The organism is Haloferax sp. Atlit-109R, from assembly GCF_003665865.1.
GTDB classification, from domain to species: domain Archaea; phylum Halobacteriota; class Halobacteria; order Halobacteriales; family Haloferacaceae; genus Haloferax; species Haloferax volcanii.
Map to the genome: position 1 here is coordinate 691,418 of NZ_QPLO01000001.1, position 15,476 is coordinate 706,893.

A 15,476-nucleotide genomic window follows, 5' to 3' on the forward strand; every position below is an offset into this window, starting at 1 on the left:
TCGATTACTCTTCGTCGCCGCTGCGTTCGCGGTGGTACTCCGCGGTGCCGCCCGCGGCCTCGATGGCTTCGCGGGCCCGCGCGACGCTCGATTCGAGCTCCGTCTCGGCGGTCTTGTAGTCGGGCGCTTTGACCTTGACGCGGTACTCGGGCGCGCCGACGTACGTGACCGACAGTTCGATTTCGTCGCCGATTTCGCCGTCGCCCTCGGCGGCCTTGAGGGCCTCCTTCACGTCGTCGACGCCGTCGCCAGCGGGCGAGCGCAGGTCGACGTAGCCGGTGACGTTGACGTAGGGGACCGACACGTTCTGACGCGCGGTCTCGACGATGGTTTCGAGTTCGTCGTCGTCGAGTTCGACGCCGTCGAGCGCCTCGATACCGTGAATCGCGGCCTGCTCGAAGCCGTCGTACAGCGACTCGAACTCCGCGAGCAGGGCGTTGGCGATGGACTGGTAGCGGTCGTCGGCGATGTCCTCGCCGAACGCCAGCGCCATCCACTTGTCGGCCTTCTGCTCGTTTTTCCACTCCTGAATCTTCTCTTTGCGCTGGTGCTCGTTGACGTCCTTAATCGAGAGGTCTATCTGCTGGGAACTCTCGTTGACTTCGAGCACTTTAGCGACGACTGTCTGTCCCTCGCGGACGTGGTCGCGAACGTTCTTGATCCATCCGCTGGCGACCTCGCTGATGTGGCAGAGGCCGCGTTTGTCTTCGTACTCTTCGAGGTCGACGAAGACGCCGAAGTCCGCGATGTCGTCTACCTTTCCGACGACGAGTTCGCCGGGGTCAGGCCATCCGCTGTACTTCATACGAGGTCCTCCAGGGAGTTACGCCTCAAGTTCGTCGCTGTCGCGACGCTCGACCGTCTCGACGACCTCGCCGTGGAACTCGGCGTTGCCGCCGGTCGGCGTGGCGAGGGTCGTCCCGCAGACGGCGCAGTTGACGACCGAGGAGGCTTTTCCGAAGACGACCTGTTCGTTCTCGCAGTCGCTGCACGCGACCTTGTAGAAGTTTCCTGCCATGATTTACTCCTGGAACTCCAGGCGACCGGCGCGCCAGCCCTCGCGCATGTGGGCCTTGCCGCAGTCGGAGCAGATGTACTTCAGGTGGGTCTTCTTCGTCGGCTTGTCGCCACCGGGCACCTTGGAGAACTTACCGGCGTTACCGATAGTGGCTTTGCCGCGTCGCGTCTGACGGGCGTTCCACTTCATTCCGGTCGGGCGTCCCGTCCGGACCTTCTCCACTTCGTGTTCGTGGTGACCCTTGCAGTTCGGGCAGTACGTGTTGAAACGGCGTGGCATCTGCATAGATATCGACCTTGTGGTGGGTTTTGGTGTGGCCCGTTAAAACCCGTTTGGTTCGACGCGGCCCCTGAACCCGCCGTGACCGGGCGTTCGCCGTGTTACGTGTGGGCAGCCCACGGTGACTGCACCGTCCGCGGTCTCCCCCGTCGCACACCGCACGCCGGAAGCCGAAGCGATTAAGCGGTGACTGTGCCAATCCCGGCACATGAAGAAGCTCATCATCCACGGCGACCCCGGCGTCCGGCGCGACGGCGTCATCGAGTACGACGGCGAGGAGTACGTCCTGTTTTCGGTCGACCGACAGGGCGACTGGCACGGTCCCGACCGCGTCCAGCTGTGGTGTACCGCCGGCACGGAAGACGAGCGCGAGACGTTCGAAAAGCGCGAGTTCGTCCCGCACTGGCTCGAAACCGAGGGCGTCGACGCCGAGGCCGTCGAGGTCGTCCGCGAGCGCGGCGCGGCCTAAGGTAGTCTCGCTTCTTCTACCTCGTAGACCGCGACCGACCCCGACCGGTGGACCGGCGTCAGCCACGCCACGTCCGTCTCTATCTCCCCGTAGCGGGCGCGCTCGCCCGGCCCGACCCACACGTACTGTACGTCGTAGCGCTCGACGAGCCGCGCCCGCGTCGACTCGTTGCCGACGTACATCGCGTCCACGTCGCGCACGCGGTCGTAGTACGCGTCGGGGCCGCGGTAGCCGACTTCGTGCGCCCAGCCGGCGACCGTCGGGACGCCCGTCAGGCTCGATTCGGGATTCCCGCGCCAGTCGTACATGACGTCCTCGCGTTTGTCTGTCACCGCCTCGGACCACTTCGTCCCCGGCGCGGTGAGCATCGTCGGGTTGCCCTCGACGGTCTCGTCGAGCCACGCGATGGCCGTCGACTCGTTTTCGTGCCGCCAGTCTGCGAAGGCCGTCGCGTCCAGCGTCGCCTCTTCTCTGGCCGAGCCGGTGTGTTCGGTGACGGCCAGCCCGCCGTACACCGACGTGGAGGCCACGAGGAGAACGACGAAGCCAACGCCGACGGCGCTGACCGCGCCTCCGCGGACGCCGAGGTCGACCCTCGGGAGCGACACGTCGCTCGCGGCGACCGCGTCGCCGACGAAGCCGGCCAACACGGCCCCCATTACGCTCCCCCAGAGCACCCACACCTGCATGTACGTCTTGAACACCGTGTTCATCCGCCCGGGCCCGGCCTGCTCGTTCACGTAGACGAGTTCGACGAGCATCACGAGGCCCGCGCCGGCGACGACGAGCACCGTTTCGAACCGCGGGTCGTCGGCGAACCGGAGGAGCACCCAGCCGACGGCGACGAGGGGCGCGACGAGCGCGAGCGCGGCGAACGACTGGGCGGCCGCGACGACGGTCAGCGCCGCGAAGCTCCCGACGAGGACGGCCCACTCGCGCCCGCCGAGTCCGTCCTGCGCGCCGAGGCGGCGGACGTAGTAGCCCGCGAACGCCGCGAGGAACGCCCCGTGGACGAGCGCCAGCGCGCCGAACCCGCTTCGCTGGTCGGGCGACAGAAGCTCGACCGTCCGGGCGCTTCCCCCGCCCGCGACCGCGCCGAGGAGGAACGGACTGGCGAGGACGGTGGCGGCGACGCCCGCGAGTCCGACCGCCGCGACCGTGCCGCCGAGGCGGGCGAGTTCGCCCGCGACCGCCGAGCCGCCGACGGCCGAGCGAACGCGCTCTCGCCCCGGAAATAACGTCCACGGGCGTGCGGGCGCGAAGACTATCCCGAGAAACAGCACGCCGAACACCGACGGGAAACTCCACGTGTCGACGACGACTTGGAACGCGCCGACGAGCGTCGTCGCGGCGACGAGGCGTCGGCGCTCACCGACCGCCTCTTCAGGCGTCCGGAAGTACGCGAAGGCGAGGCCGGCCGCGAGGAGCAGAAACGGCGTGCCCATCATGTGGGCGTGGAGGTCGCCGTTGAGCCACGCGAAGAGCGGGAACTCGTTGATGGTGCCCGGAATCACGCGGCTCGCGCTCCAGTACGAGAAGTTCGAGGCCCCGGCGAGCACCTGCTCGACGGTGTATTGCGACCGCTCGGCGACGGCCCGCGCGACGGGCCGGCGCAACCCCTCGGGGAGCGCGGCGAGGAGAAACCGCCCCGCGGTGACGAGGTTGCTGGCGAAGCCGACGAAGAACGCCGACAGCAGGCCGCCGAGCCGACCGTTCGCGCCCGCGGCAGTTGCGACGCCGCGCCCGAGTTCGAACGCCGCAGTGACGAGGACCCCGAAGAAGCCGGCGAGCGCGAGGTTGTAGGCGAACGACGGGTCGGTGGCGGTGAGCCGCGCGAGGAGAATCGACGCGAGGTGACCGCCGTAGTAGTAGCGGACCGGCTCGCCGGCGAACCACATATCCTCCGGCGGGAGGACCGACGCGCGGGCGAGCGACTGGAGGAGGCCGAAGTCGAGGAACTTCTCGCCGCCGCCGGCGTGGACCGCCGGGTCGAGCGCGCGGAGCGCCACGGCGAACAGGAAGGCGACGAGGAACACCGCGGCCGCGTCGGCGACGGCGCGTCGGTCGATGTCGAGGCCGGGTGCGAGTCGGCGGTCGCCGCGGCGAAGCGCGCCGAAGTCGAGGCCGGCGACCGCCGACGCGACGAGGAGCGTCCCGACGCCGGCGACGAGGGCGACGGGGCCGAACGAGAGGTGGCCGACGTAGTAGGCTGGGAGGGTCAACGCGACGAGCGAGACGGGGAGGGCGAGTCCGGCGCCGCGGCCGGGGAGGCGGCGAAACAGGCGGGCCGAGAGGGGAAGGCCGACCGCCCAGAGGGCTGCGAACAGCAGTAACCACCGGACAACGAGGGCGTACTCCATCTATCCGTTGACTGCGCCGCGGATGCAATACGTTTTGTGATGGCCGGTGCGGCCAGAGCGGTTCGCTTTTTACCCCATTGAGTGAATGGTCGTGCATGTCGCAGTCTGTCGGGGTGGTGGTCCCCGCCTATCGACCAGACCCCGAGCGTCTGGTCCCCTACGTCCACGCCCTCGTCGAGTCGCTGGACCCCGATGCGGTCCGCGTCGAACTCGACGCGCCGCGGCCCGATACGCTCGACACCCTCGACGCCCTCCCCGCCGTCGCCCGCGTGAACGACGTCGACGCCCGCCGCGGCAAGGGCGCGGCCATCACCGCCGGGTTCGAATCGCTTCGCACGGATATCCTCGCGTTCGCCGACGCCGACGGGAGCACGCCGGCCGCGTCGATGGCCGATGTCGTCGCCGCCGTCCGCGACGGTGCTGACCTCGCGGTAGGGTCGCGCCGCCACCCGAACGCGACCGTCGCCTCCCATCAGACGGTCGCGCGGCGCTACCTCGGCGACGGCTTCGCGTGGCTGGCCCGCCACCTGACCGAGGTCCCGTTGTACGACTACCAGTGCGGCGCGAAGGCCGTCACCGCCGCGGCGTGGAACGACGTTCGGACCCACCTGTACGAGCCGGGGTTCGCGTGGGACATCGAACTCATCGCCGTCTCGGGGGCGTTCGGCCACCGCGTGGCCGAGGTGCCGGTCGTCTGGGAGGACCAGCCGAACTCGACGGTCTCGCCGGTCGACACGACGGTCAAGATGGCCCGCGGGTTGCTCCGGTCGCGCCACCGCGCCCGGACGATTCGCGAGGACCGCCTCCACGAACTCATCGACGCGCGGAGCGACGAACGGACCCTCGTCGAGCAGTTCTCGACGGAGGTCGCGGATGACTGACCGGCTCTCGGCGCTCGTCTCCGGCACTCGCTTCGGCAAATTCGCCTCCGTGGGTGCGGTCGGCGCGGTGTTCGACCTCTCTCTGAGCAGTCTCCTCATCGTCTTTTTCGGCGTCGCCAACGAACTCGCGAAGCTCGCCGGCGCGGAGTTGGCAATCGTCGTCATGTTCGTCATCAACGACCGCTGGACGTTCGCGGGCGCGGGCTCGGACCTGCTCACCGCGAAGGTCCGGCGCTTCGTGAAGTCGAACCTCGTGCGGAGCGGCGGCCTCCTCGTGCAGGTGCTCGTCGTCCGGGCGCTCGGGGAGGTACCGCTGTCGATTCAGGTCGCCGGTATCGACCTCTGGGAACTCATCCCGCTGCCCCTCGCTATCGGCGCGTCGATGCTCCTGAACTACGTCGCAGAAAGCCTGTTCACGTGGCGCATCGCGACCCGTTCGAGTCATCGCGACTCACGGTGAAAATTGACACACGGCTCCCGAAACAGAAGTCTTAACAATAGCAGACTCGTTTGTTGATTCAGCGGGATGGGATAGCCAGGAGATTCCGCCGGGCTCATAACCCGGAGATCGGTAGTTCAAATCTACCTCCCGCTATGGTTTTGCCGACCTCAACTCCTGAGCGCCGAGTCTCGGCTCGGCGCGGCCCACGAGGTCGGCCACATAGCTCAGTAGATCTGAACCGGGGAGCGTCAGCGACCGGGGTTCAAATCTACCTCCCGCTATTCTCCTGAAAACGACGCCCCAAGCGGGGCGGTTTATCGCGCTGCGGCGGCCCGTTTTCCGTGGTACTCGCAACAGGTAGTTTGAACCAGAGAATCGAGCGAAGCGAGAGTCGCGTCGTTCAAATCCCCCCTTCCTTTCTCACAACAAGAGCGACTGCCCACCAGTTGACCGCTTTCGAAGGAGATTTTCGACCCCGACCCAACGAGAGCACAATGAGCGACCTCGAACGAATCTGCGCGGTGGGCGACGTGCCCGACGACACGACCTTTCTCTTTCGGGTCCGCGCGGCCGACGACGCCGACGCCGAGGAACGCGAGGCCATCCTCGTGCGCACCGACGACGGCATCCAAGGCTGGCTGAACTACTGCATGCACTTGACGCACATCAAACTCGACAAGGGGTCGGGCGCGCCGATGCGCAACGGCGAGGTCATCTGCCAGAATCACGGCGCGTACTTCGAGGCCGACACGGGCTACTGCAACTACGGCCCCTGCGAGGGCGCGGTGCTCGACGACCTCGATATCACGGTCGACGGCGACCACGTCTTCCTCTCGGACGACGAGTTCGACTACGTCGGGCAGGGCGAAATCGAGACCGACCCGGCCGACCGGAGTTCGAGTTCGAACGTCGAGTTCTGAGGGCGAGCGCGGCGGGCGCGACAGCAGTTCTCAGTTCTCGTCGCCGCCGACGCTGTCGGCGTCGCCACCGTTGTCGGCGTCATCGCTGCCCCCGTCGCCGCCGTAGTGGCGTCGCTCCACGTAGTCGTCGTAGAGCCGCGAGAGCAGTTTCGTCACCGGGCCGTCACCGACTTCGATGCCGTCGACCGTCTCTACGGGTCGGAGTTCCCACGTCGAGTTCGTGAGGAACGCCTCGTTCGCGTCGCGCACGTCGTCCGGCGTGAAGCGCCGTTCCCGAATCGGGATGCCCTCCTGCCGGGCGAGGTCGAGGACGACGCGCCGGGTGATGCCGGGGAGGACCGGCCCGTCGAGACTCGGCGTGCAGAGCGCGTTATCGTCGACGAAAAAGAGGTTGCTCGTCGCGCCCTCGGTGACGTAGCCGTCGGCGTCGAGCATGAGCGCCTCGTCCGCGCCGGTGACGCGGAGTTCGACGCGGGCGAGGATGCCGTTGAGGTAGTTGTGCGTCTTCGCCCGCGCGGGGAGTGACCGGTCGGGGATGCGCCGGGTCTTGACCGTCTGGACCGTCGCGGGGCCGTCCCACACCGGGTCGGAGCCGCGGCCGCCGCGGGAGAGCGGTTCCACGATGACGACCACGCGGGGGTCGACCGCCTCGGCCGGCGTGAGGCGGCCACCCTGACTGCCGCGGGTGACCGAGAGCCTGACGTACGCCTCGTCGAGGTCGTTCGCCGCCAGCGTCTCGTCGATTCGCGCGCGAAGGTCGTCGTCGGACAGGCCGTGGTCCATCCCGAGCGCGTCGCACGTCTCGGCCAGTCGGTCGGCGTGGGCGTCCCAGTGGAACACCTCGCCGCCGTAGGCGCGGAGCGTCTCGAAGGCCGCGTCACCGTAGAGGAAGCCGCGGTCCGTGACCGGAATCGACGCCGACTCGGCGGGGACGAGGTCGCCGTCGACGTGGTAGCGAAGCGACCGCCCACCGGTGTCGGCGTCGGCGTCGCCATCGCCGTCTCCAACTCCGTCGTCGCTCATCGCTCTCCCTCCCACGCCTCCGCCGCCGGGCCGTCGCCCGCGGCGAGCGCGACGAAGTTGCGGACGATGTCCTTCCCCGAATCGGTGAGGATGCTCTCGGGGTGGAACTGCACGCCGACGTGGGGCTTCTCGCGGTGACGAACGCCCATCACGACCGCGGGTTCGTCGCCCTCGGTTCCCGTGTCGCCGTCCGAACCCCCGGCCTCGGACCCTTCTGCGACCGTGTAGGCGGTCACCGCCAACTCGGGTGGGACGTCCTCGTGTTCGACCGCGAGCGAGTGGTAGCGGCCGACCTCGATTCGGTCGGGGAGCCCCGAAAAGACCCCTGCGCCGTCGTGTTCGACGAGCGAGGGCTTCCCGTGGACGACGTGGGGCGCGTGGCCGACGCGACTCCCGAGGGCGGCACACAGCGACTGGTGGCCGAGACAGACGCCGAGCGTCGGGTAGTCGAGGTCGCGGAAGACCGACACCGAGACGCCGGCCTCCGCGGGGGTGCCGGGTCCGGGCGAGACGACGATGCCGTCCGGGTCGATGTCGCGCACGTCGTCGGTCGAGAGCGCGTCGTTGCGATAGACGAGCACGTCGTCTGAGCCGTCCGAACTGCTCCCATCCGCGCTCTCGTCACCACCCCGCGCCTCGGAGACCGCCTCGCCGACGTACTGCACGAGGTTGTAGGCGAACGAGTCGTAGTTGTCGACGACGAGGATGCGCGTCATCGCTCCGTCCCCACGGTCATGTTCGCGCGCTCGCCCAGCGCCTCGTCGATGGCGGTGATGAGCGCCCGCGCCTTCGCCAGCGTCTCGTCGTACTCGCGTTGGGGGTCCGAATCGTGGACGATGCCCGCGCCGACGCGGAGGTGGTACTCGTCCTCGAAGCGGACGAGCGTCCGGATGACGATGTTCAGCACCGCGCGGTCGTCGAAGCCGACGGCGAACATGCTCCCGGTGTAAGGGCCGCGCCGGGTGGCTTCGAGCTCGTCGATTATGTCCATCGTCCGGGGCTTCGGCGCGCCCGTGATGGTCCCACCGGGGAACACCGCGGCGATGGCGTCGGCCAGACTGGTCCCCTCGCGGCGGGTCCCCTCGACCAGCGAGACGAGATGCATCACCTCCGAGTAGCGGTCTACCCGGCGGTACTCCGTCACCTCGACCGACCCGTACTCCGAGACTTTCCCGAGGTCGTTGCGTTCGAGGTCGACGAGCATCGCGTGTTCGGCGCGCTCCTTCTCGTCGGCCGTCAGGTCGGCCTCAAGCGCCTCGTCTTCCTCGGGCGTCGCCCCCCGCGGGCGGGTGCCGGCGATGGGTTCGGTGACGAGGCGGTCGCCCTCGACGCGCAAGAGGAGCTCGGGGCTGGCGCTCACGAGGTCGACGCCGGGGAGTTCGAGCAGGCCGGAGTACGGCGCGGGGTTGACCTTCCGGAGCGCCGCGTAGGCGTCCACCGGATGGACCGCGGCGGGCGCGACGAGTCGCTGCGAGAGGTTCGCCTGAAACGTGTCGCCGTCGCGGACGTACCCCTTCGCGGCGCGGACGCGGTCAGCGAACGCCTCCCGGCCGCAGGCGCTCTCGAACGTCGCCTCGTCGGCCTCGACGGGCGCGGAGACGGGCGCGGGGTCGCCTTCGACCGCTTCGACGGCGAGGTCGGTCGCTCGCGCTCGGGCTTCGTCGTAGACGGCGTCGAGGTTCTCGTCGGCCTCGACGGCCGGACAGCAGGTGACGCGAAGCGTCGTCTCGCCGTCGTCGGGCCGGGGTTCCGCCCACGACGCCACGAGGTCGTACAGGCCGAGTTGCAGGTGCGGGAGTCCCCGGTCGTCGGTCGTCTGCTCGGGGAGCGATTCGAGTTCGCGGGCCGCGTCGTACGAGAGCCAGCCGAACAGGCCGCAGGGGTACGGCGCGTCGCAGTCGCCGCGGACGAGCGTCTCCGAATCGACGAACGATTCGAGCGCGGCGAGGCTCGGTGCGGTGTCGACGCCGGGGTCTCCCCAGTCGTCGTCGGTCGGGGCGTCAGCGGTCAGGCGCTCCGCGGGGTCGACGCCGAAGGCCCCCCAGCCGGGTTGCCCGCCGGTCGTCTCGTAGAAGAAGCCGCCGGCATCCCGGCGGGCGCGTCGATAGGCGTCGAAGGGGTCCGAGACGGCGACGCGGACCTCGACGGGGACGCGCGCGCCGGGTGACGCGACCGCGGCGGTCGCGCGAAAGTCGTCGCGGTCGGTGACGACGGTCGGTGCGGTCATTACCCACACCAGTCCGTCCGCCGGGTAAACGGTTTCGCGACGTATCGACGAGCTGTCGAAAGCGGTCGTCAGTCGGGAGAACAGCCGCGTCGGTTACGCCTCGCCGGCGCGGTCGATCCAGCGCTGGACCCGCTTCGGTGACACGTCGATTTCGTCGCCGACCTCGTCGGCGTCGGCCGCCGCGAGGTCCGCGATGGTCTCGATGCCGATCTCCGAGAGGCGTTCGGCGTACGCCGGGCCGATGCCGCGAATCGTGTCGACGGTGGGCGCGTCGGCGTCGTCGGCCGTCTCGTCGTCGGACTCTTCGTCTTCGACCTCCGCGCCGTCGGATTCCTCGTCCTCGGTCGCGTCTTCCGCTTCGGTCCCTTCTTCGTCCGATTCCTCGGGTTCGTCCTCGTCCTCGTCCTCGTCCTCGTCGGCGTCGGTGGATTCAGACTCGTCCTCGTCTTCGAGTTCCGGTTCGCCCTCGACCTCAGGTTCGCCGTCGACTTCGACTTCGACCTCGGACTTGGACTCGGACTCAGGCTCCGGTTCGACTGCTTCGTCCTCCGGTTCGGCTTCCTCGATGGCGTCGGCCGCCACCTCGGCGTCGTCGCGGGTGTCCTCGTCGTCCGCGTGGGGCTCCGCGTCGGCCTCGGGTTCGACCGCGTCGTCGGCCTCTTCGTCCGCCGTCTCGTCCGCCGATTCTGTCTCCTCGACCGACTCTTTCACCGCGGCCTCGGTTTCGGTGTCCGGCTCCTCGCGCTCGGTTCTGGTGTCGCGTTCGACCGTAACGGTCGCCGTGTCGTCACGTCCGTCCGACGAGGAGGACGACGAGTCGCCACCAACGAGGGATTTCAAGAACGACGAAATAGTGTCAAGCAAGCCCATGTTACCTTCTCCTATGCAATCCCGTTATTTAAAAACCGGCGGCCTCAGTCGCTTTCGAGGTGGTTCCGGAGCGCGGCGTTCATCGACTCGACGGGGGCGTCGCGGCCGGTCCACAGTTCGAACGCTTCGACGCCCTGCAAGAGGAGCATCCACGCGCCGTCGATGGTGACCGCGCCGGCCGCGGCCGCCTCGCGGAGGAGTCGCGTTTCAAGCGGCGTGTAGACCGCGTCGAGCACGGCGAGGTCGCCGTGGAGGTACTCCGCGGAGACGGGCGTCTCGTCGGGCGACTCCATCCCGACGCTGGTCGCGTTGACGAGGGCGTCCGCCTCCCGAATCCGGTCGAGCGTGTCCAGTCCGCCGCCGGTCGCACCGGGGACGGCCGCGGCGAGTTCGACCGCGGTTTCGGCGGTCCGGTTGGCGACGTGGACCGACGCGCCGGCGTCGGCGAGGGCGAACGCGGCGGCGCGACCCGCCCCGCCGGCACCGACGACCACGGCGTCCGTCCCGTCGAGGTCGACGCCGTGGCGCTCGAACGACCGGGTGACGCCCGCCGCGTCGGTGTTGTAGCCCGTCGGCGTCTCCCCGCCGAAATCGACCGTGTTGACCGCGCCGATGCGTTCGGCCAGCGGGTCGGGGTCGACCAGTTCGAGCACGTCCTGTTTGAACGGGATGGTGACGTTCAGCCCCGAGACGCCGAGGGCGTCCGCGCCGCCGACGGCGGCCGCGATGTCGTCGCGGGCGGGTTCGAACGTGACGTACCGCGCGTCGAGGCCGGTTTCCTCGTAGGCCGCCTCGTGCATCGGCGGCGACAGCGAGTGGCCGACCGGGTTGCCGACGAGACCGTAGACTTGCATGGGCGGGAGGTGACCTGCCGACGATATAACTCGCCCGCCCGCGTCGGATTCCGCCGGGACTCGGACCGCGCTTGCGAGACCGGTAGGCGGCCGGTTTCGCGCTCCCGTGAGAGTTCGTCGCGGGCGTACCGTGTACCGGCGCGCTTTTGGTCTCCCGTGGGTCTACTCCCGCGTATGTCGGCACTCGCAACCTTGCTTTCCTTCGATACCGCGCTCCTCGTGGCGGGTATCGTCGGGCTTTATCTCGGGGCCGAAGCGCTCGTCGAGGGCGCTTCCCGACTCGCAATCGGTCTCGGTCTCCGGGCGGCTATCGTCGGTGTGACTATCGTCGCGTTCGCGACGACGACGCCAGAACTGTTCGTCGCGGTCCTGAGCGGGTTGGGATACAGCGCCGACCTCGGACTCGGTGCCATCGTCGGCTCCAACATCGCCAACATCGGTCTCGTGCTCGGCATCTCGGCGCTCATCCAGCCGATGGGCGTCTCGACGACGACGCTCCGCCGACACGTCCCGTTTATGATCGCCGCGGCGGTCGCGCTCGTCGCGCTCGGCATGGACGGAAACCTCAGCGCCGCCGACGGGGTCGTCCTCCTGCTCATCCTCGTCGCGTTCACGGGCTATCTGCTCTACCGCGCGCGGTCCGCGAAGGCCGACGCCCTCGGCACGGACGAAATCGACATCGAAGACGAAGACGAGGTGTCCGCGCAGTTCAAGGACGTGCTCTATCTCGGTCTCGGGTTGCTCCTCCTGTTCGTCGGCTCGAACTGGCTCATTCAGGGCGGGCAGGGACTGCTCGAAGCCTTCGGGTTCGGTCCGCGATTCATCGGGCTGACCGTCCTCGCGTTCGGCACGTCGCTGCCCGAACTCGCGGCGTCGGTCATCAGCGCGGTCCGCGGCGAGTCGGAGTTCAGCATCGGCAACGTCGTCGGCTCGAACATCTACAACGTCGTCGCCGTCCTCGGCATCCTCGCCATCATGGTCCCCGTGAACGTCCCCGCGAGCACTATCTCGCTGGACTTCCCGGCGCTCCTCGCGTTCACTTTCGGGGTCATCGCGCTGATGCTCCGCAACCACAACGTGTCCCGATTCGACGGCGGCATCCTCGTCGGCGGCTATCTCGTCTTCTTCTGGCTCATCCTCCCGTAATCGGTGTCTGTCGCGGTGACATTCGTCACTCGCGCCCGTCTCGGGAGAGTTCGGGGCCACGACCTCCGCGGTCGCCAATGACCGGCGCGTCCGCGGCGACGACGGCGCGACCGAGGTCCCGGCCGCGACGAGGACCGACCGGCCGCCCTCGCCGCTTCCGACGCCCTTTTCGCCGCCCTCGGCGACCCTCGTACCGTGATTGGAATCGTCGTCAGCCGCGCCGACAGCGCATCGGTTCACATCGGCGAGCACCTGCTCGAACTCGCCGACTGGGACGAACGAACCGACGGGGACCGACCCGACGCCGACGGCGGCGGCACCGTCTTCGCCCGGGACGGCTTCGAACTCCGCGAGTTCGACGACCTGCACATCGACCTCGACGACCCCGCCGCGGCGTTCGACGCCGACCTCGACCTCCTCGTCGTCGTCTCCCGGCACGCCGGCGAGACCGGCCCGCTTCTGACCGCGCACTTCACCGGGAACTTCGGCCCCGCCGACTACGGCGGCGACCCCGGTCGATTCGCCCGCGCGTGCCCTAACGCCCAGCGCGCCGTCATCGAGGCGCTCCGCGACCGTGCCCCCGACGGCTACGAAGTCGGCATCGAGGCGACCCACCACGGTCCGACCGAGCCGACGGTTCCCTCGATGTTCGTCGAACTCGGCAGCGACGAGGCGCAGTGGGGCGACCCCGAGGGAGCCCGCGCGGTCGCGGCGGCCGTCCTCGACATCGAGGGCGTCGCGCCCGACGCGGACCGCCAACTCGTCGGCTTCGGCGGCGGCCACTACGCCCCGCGGTTCGAGCGCGTCCTCAACGAGACCGACTGGCGCGTCGGCCACATCGCCGCCGACTGGCAACTCAAGGCGATGGGCGCGCCCGAGGACAACCGCGACGTGCTCCGCCGGGCGTTCGAGGCGTCGGCGGCCGACCTCGCGCTGGTCGACGGCGACCGCGACGACCTCGCGGCCGCCCTCGAAGCCGAGGGGTTCCGGGTCGTCTCCGAGACGTGGGTCCGCGAGACCGCGGGCGTCCCCCTCGACCGCGTCGCCGCCCTCGAAGCCGACGTGACGACCGTCGAGGAGGGCCTCCGCTTCGGCGCGCGCGTCGACGCCGACGACTACGAGGTCGTCTCGCTGCCCGACGGCCTGCTCGGCGAGGCGCAGGGCATCGACCTCGACGCCGCGCTCTCCGCCGTCCGCGAGACCACCGTCGCCTTCCACACGACCGAGGGCGGCACGCGCGCGGTGGGCCGCGCCGCGGTCGCGGGCGACGGCTACGACGAACTCGTGTCGCGGCTCTGCGACGTGCTGCGCGAGAAATACGACAGCGTCGTCCGCGACGACGGGGCGGTCACGGCGACCACGCGCGCCTTCGACCCCGCCGCCGCACGCGAGTTCGGCGTCCCCGAGGGGCCGGCGTTCGGCAAGCTCTCGGCCGGGCAGTCCGTCGAGGTCGACGGCGAGACCGTCGCGCCCGAGGACGTGTCGAAAGAGCGGCTCGTCGAGTTCTCGGTGTAGTCGCCATCGGGAGGCGGCCGACCGATTTCGGCCGGAGAGACGGTCTGTGCCGCGGGCTCACATGTCACGTTTCGGCACGAATCGACGGCGCGTCGGACAGATGTCTGACGCAAGGGGGAAAGATAATTAGTCGTCCTCCGTAAACCGTCTCCATAAATATGGACTCTATCGTCGGCGACGCAATTGACGAGGCCGAGGCCGAGGACATGGGGGATGAGTCGGCTCAGGTCGACGGCGCGGCCAACATCAACCGGTCCGGGACGATGACTGACGACGAACTGAAAGCGGTTCTCAAAGACCTCCAGACCAACATCACGGTGGTCGGGTGCGGCGGTGCCGGCGGTAACACCGTCAACCGGATGCACGAGGAGGGAATCAAGGGGGCGAAGCTCGTCGCCGCCAACACCGACGTGCAGCACCTCGTGGAAATCGGGGCCGATACGAAGATTCTCATGGGCGAGCAGAAGACCCAGGGCCGCGGCGCGGGCTCGCTCCCGCAGGTCGGTGAGGAGGCCGCCCTCGAATCCCAAGAGGAGATTTACGACGCCATTGAGGGCTCCGACATGGTGTTCGTCACCGCCGGACTCGGCGGCGGCACCGGCACCGGTTCGGCTCCCGTCGTCGCCAAGGCGGCCCGCGAGTCGGGCGCGCTCACCATCGCCATCGTCACGACGCCCTTTACGGCCGAAGGCGAGGTGCGACGGACGAACGCCGAGGCCGGTCTCGAACGGCTCCGCGACGTGTCGGACACGGTCATCGTCGTCCCGAACGACCGCCTGCTCGACGCCGTGGGCAAACTCCCCGTCCGGCAGGCGTTCAAGGTCTCCGACGAGGTGCTGATGCGCTCGGTCAAGGGCATCACCGAACTCATCACCAAGCCCGGTCTCGTCAACCTCGACTTCGCCGACGTGAAGACCGTCATGGAGCGCGGCGGCGTCGCCATGATCGGTCTCGGCGAGTCCGACTCCGAGTCCAAGGCTCAGGAGTCCGTCAAGTCCGCCCTCCGCTCGCCGCTTCTCGACGTGGACATCTCCGGCGCGAACTCCGCGCTCGTCAACGTCACCGGCGGTTCGGACATGAGCATCGAGGAGGCCGAGGGCGTCGTCGAGGAGATTTACGACCGCATCGACCCCGACGCGCGCATCATCTGGGGGACCTCCGTCGACGACGAACTCGAAGGCATGATGCGGACGATGATCGTCGTCACCGGCGTCGAGTCGCCCCAAATCTACGGCCGCAACGGCGAGGCACAGGCGCAGGCCGAAGAGCGTCTCGAAGACATCGACTACGTCGAGTAGTCGAGTCGTCCCGCACGCACCGCGCTCGCGGTCTCGACGCGCTTCCTTTTCGCTCCGCTCAGGTTCCGCACAGCGGCGTCACGCCGTCGAATCCGGCGTTTTCGCCCGCGTTCGGCTCCGAATCCCACCCGCCGGTGCATCAATAGATAGAAAAAGCCCGACGCCGTAGGCCCC

Annotated in this window: 16 protein-coding genes and 1 tRNA gene; 8 read left to right on the forward strand and 9 right to left on the reverse strand. The window is 68.9% G+C overall.

The window, feature by feature from the left end; genetic code table 11:
- Positions 1–4: 4 nt before the first annotated feature.
- The 3 genes from DVK03_RS03635 to DVK03_RS03645 are packed head-to-tail and all read right to left on the reverse strand — an operon-like array spanning position 5 to position 1,303.
- Complete coding sequence (locus DVK03_RS03635; protein ID WP_004044236.1) at positions 5–805, reverse strand: translation initiation factor IF-2 subunit alpha; 801 nt, start codon at positions 803–805, stop codon at positions 5–7.
- 18 nt (positions 806–823) lie between these two features.
- The gene (locus tag DVK03_RS03640; RefSeq protein ID WP_004044235.1) at positions 824–1,018 is read right to left on the reverse strand and encodes a 30S ribosomal protein S27e; all 195 of its coding nucleotides are present in this window, start codon (positions 1,016–1,018) and stop codon (positions 824–826) included.
- Positions 1,019–1,021: 3 nt separating this feature from the next.
- Positions 1,022–1,303, reverse strand: a complete 282-nt coding sequence (locus tag DVK03_RS03645; protein ID WP_004044234.1) for a 50S ribosomal protein L44e — start codon at positions 1,301–1,303, stop codon at positions 1,022–1,024.
- A 202-nt stretch (positions 1,304–1,505) separates the two neighbouring features.
- On the opposite strand from DVK03_RS03645, the gene DVK03_RS03650 reads away from it, so the two are divergent.
- Positions 1,506–1,766 (forward strand): HAH_0734 family protein, encoded by a 261-nt coding sequence (locus DVK03_RS03650; RefSeq protein ID WP_004044233.1) that lies wholly within the window; start codon positions 1,506–1,508, stop codon positions 1,764–1,766.
- On the opposite strand, the gene DVK03_RS03655 is transcribed toward DVK03_RS03650, so the two are convergent.
- The gene (locus tag DVK03_RS03655; RefSeq protein ID WP_004064945.1) at positions 1,763–4,126 is read right to left on the reverse strand and encodes a DUF2298 domain-containing protein; all 2,364 of its coding nucleotides are present in this window, start codon (positions 4,124–4,126) and stop codon (positions 1,763–1,765) included. The genes DVK03_RS03650 and DVK03_RS03655 overlap by 4 nt on opposite strands.
- Positions 4,127–4,221: 95 nt before the next feature.
- On the opposite strand from DVK03_RS03655, the gene DVK03_RS03660 reads away from it, so the two are divergent.
- The 4 genes from DVK03_RS03660 to DVK03_RS03675 all read left to right on the forward strand — a co-directional run bounded on the left by DVK03_RS03660 (position 4,222) and on the right by DVK03_RS03675 (position 6,369).
- Entirely contained in the window at positions 4,222–5,007 is a 786-nt protein-coding gene (locus DVK03_RS03660) for a glycosyltransferase (protein ID WP_115802250.1), read from the forward strand.
- Positions 5,000–5,467, forward strand: coding sequence for a GtrA family protein (locus tag DVK03_RS03665; RefSeq protein WP_115802251.1), 468 nt, complete (start codon positions 5,000–5,002; stop codon positions 5,465–5,467). Before DVK03_RS03660 ends, DVK03_RS03665 begins: the two co-directional genes overlap by 8 nt.
- Before the next feature lie 60 nt (positions 5,468–5,527).
- A tRNA-Met gene (locus tag DVK03_RS03670) sits at positions 5,528–5,602 on the forward strand.
- A 341-nt stretch (positions 5,603–5,943) separates the two neighbouring features.
- Positions 5,944–6,369 (forward strand): Rieske 2Fe-2S domain-containing protein, encoded by a 426-nt coding sequence (locus DVK03_RS03675; RefSeq protein WP_004064939.1) that lies wholly within the window; start codon positions 5,944–5,946, stop codon positions 6,367–6,369.
- A 30-nt stretch (positions 6,370–6,399) separates the two neighbouring features.
- Here DVK03_RS03675 and DVK03_RS03680 read toward each other — a convergent pair whose 3' ends face one another.
- The 5 genes from DVK03_RS03680 to DVK03_RS03700 form a co-directional block, all read right to left on the reverse strand.
- Positions 6,400–7,392 carry an aminotransferase class IV gene (locus tag DVK03_RS03680; RefSeq protein ID WP_115802252.1) on the reverse strand — a complete coding sequence of 331 codons (993 nt, stop codon included), beginning with the start codon at positions 7,390–7,392 and terminating at the stop codon, positions 6,400–6,402.
- Entirely contained in the window at positions 7,389–8,108 is a 720-nt protein-coding gene (locus tag DVK03_RS03685) for an aminodeoxychorismate/anthranilate synthase component II (RefSeq protein ID WP_115802253.1), read from the reverse strand. The genes DVK03_RS03680 and DVK03_RS03685 overlap by 4 nt, the downstream gene beginning before the upstream one ends.
- Positions 8,105–9,619 carry an aminodeoxychorismate synthase, component I gene (gene pabB, locus DVK03_RS03690; RefSeq protein ID WP_115802254.1) on the reverse strand — a complete coding sequence of 505 codons (1,515 nt, stop codon included), beginning with the start codon at positions 9,617–9,619 and terminating at the stop codon, positions 8,105–8,107. The genes DVK03_RS03685 and pabB overlap by 4 nt, the downstream gene beginning before the upstream one ends.
- Before the next feature lie 93 nt (positions 9,620–9,712).
- The gene (locus DVK03_RS03695; RefSeq protein ID WP_115802255.1) at positions 9,713–10,489 is read right to left on the reverse strand and encodes a helix-hairpin-helix domain-containing protein; all 777 of its coding nucleotides are present in this window, start codon (positions 10,487–10,489) and stop codon (positions 9,713–9,715) included.
- Positions 10,490–10,533: 44 nt separating this feature from the next.
- Complete coding sequence (locus DVK03_RS03700; RefSeq protein ID WP_115802256.1) at positions 10,534–11,343, reverse strand: shikimate dehydrogenase; 810 nt, start codon at positions 11,341–11,343, stop codon at positions 10,534–10,536.
- A gap of 174 nt (positions 11,344–11,517) precedes the next feature.
- Here DVK03_RS03700 and DVK03_RS03705 point away from each other — a divergent pair, with 174 nt between their 5' ends.
- The 3 genes from DVK03_RS03705 (at position 11,518) to ftsZ (ending at position 15,302) form a co-directional block, all read left to right on the forward strand.
- Positions 11,518–12,489, forward strand: coding sequence for a calcium/sodium antiporter (locus tag DVK03_RS03705; protein ID WP_004064932.1), 972 nt, complete (start codon positions 11,518–11,520; stop codon positions 12,487–12,489).
- Between the two features lie 195 nt (positions 12,490–12,684).
- Positions 12,685–14,004: a D-aminoacyl-tRNA deacylase gene (locus DVK03_RS03710; protein ID WP_006600608.1), complete on the forward strand. Its 1,320-nt coding sequence runs from the start codon at positions 12,685–12,687 to the stop codon at positions 14,002–14,004.
- A gap of 158 nt (positions 14,005–14,162) precedes the next feature.
- The gene (ftsZ, locus tag DVK03_RS03715) at positions 14,163–15,302 is read left to right on the forward strand and encodes a cell division protein FtsZ (RefSeq protein WP_004064924.1); all 1,140 of its coding nucleotides are present in this window, start codon (positions 14,163–14,165) and stop codon (positions 15,300–15,302) included.
- Positions 15,303–15,476 lie beyond the last annotated feature (174 nt).

What these genes read in the sequence shown, in the direction of transcription:
- DVK03_RS03635 (WP_004044236.1), bottom strand. Translation starts at nt 805, where the DNA reads ATGAAGTACAGCGGATGGCCTGACCCCGGCGAACTCGTCGTCGGAAAG.
- DVK03_RS03640 (WP_004044235.1), bottom strand. Translation starts at nt 1,018, where the DNA reads ATGGCAGGAAACTTCTACAAGGTCGCGTGCAGCGACTGCGAGAACGAA.
- DVK03_RS03645 (WP_004044234.1), bottom strand. Translation starts at nt 1,303, where the DNA reads ATGCAGATGCCACGCCGTTTCAACACGTACTGCCCGAACTGCAAGGGT.
- DVK03_RS03650 (WP_004044233.1), top strand. Translation starts at nt 1,506, where the DNA reads ATGAAGAAGCTCATCATCCACGGCGACCCCGGCGTCCGGCGCGACGGC.
- DVK03_RS03655 (WP_004064945.1), bottom strand. Translation starts at nt 4,126, where the DNA reads ATGGAGTACGCCCTCGTTGTCCGGTGGTTACTGCTGTTCGCAGCCCTC.
- DVK03_RS03660 (WP_115802250.1), top strand. Translation starts at nt 4,222, where the DNA reads ATGTCGCAGTCTGTCGGGGTGGTGGTCCCCGCCTATCGACCAGACCCC.
- DVK03_RS03665 (WP_115802251.1), top strand. Translation starts at nt 5,000, where the DNA reads ATGACTGACCGGCTCTCGGCGCTCGTCTCCGGCACTCGCTTCGGCAAA.
- DVK03_RS03675 (WP_004064939.1), top strand. Translation starts at nt 5,944, where the DNA reads ATGAGCGACCTCGAACGAATCTGCGCGGTGGGCGACGTGCCCGACGAC.
- DVK03_RS03680 (WP_115802252.1), bottom strand. Translation starts at nt 7,392, where the DNA reads ATGAGCGACGACGGAGTTGGAGACGGCGATGGCGACGCCGACGCCGAC.
- DVK03_RS03685 (WP_115802253.1), bottom strand. Translation starts at nt 8,108, where the DNA reads ATGACGCGCATCCTCGTCGTCGACAACTACGACTCGTTCGCCTACAAC.
- pabB (WP_115802254.1), bottom strand. Translation starts at nt 9,619, where the DNA reads ATGACCGCACCGACCGTCGTCACCGACCGCGACGACTTTCGCGCGACC.
- DVK03_RS03695 (WP_115802255.1), bottom strand. Translation starts at nt 10,489, where the DNA reads ATGGGCTTGCTTGACACTATTTCGTCGTTCTTGAAATCCCTCGTTGGT.
- DVK03_RS03700 (WP_115802256.1), bottom strand. Translation starts at nt 11,343, where the DNA reads ATGCAAGTCTACGGTCTCGTCGGCAACCCGGTCGGCCACTCGCTGTCG.
- DVK03_RS03705 (WP_004064932.1), top strand. Translation starts at nt 11,518, where the DNA reads ATGTCGGCACTCGCAACCTTGCTTTCCTTCGATACCGCGCTCCTCGTG.
- ftsZ (WP_004064924.1), top strand. Translation starts at nt 14,163, where the DNA reads ATGGACTCTATCGTCGGCGACGCAATTGACGAGGCCGAGGCCGAGGAC.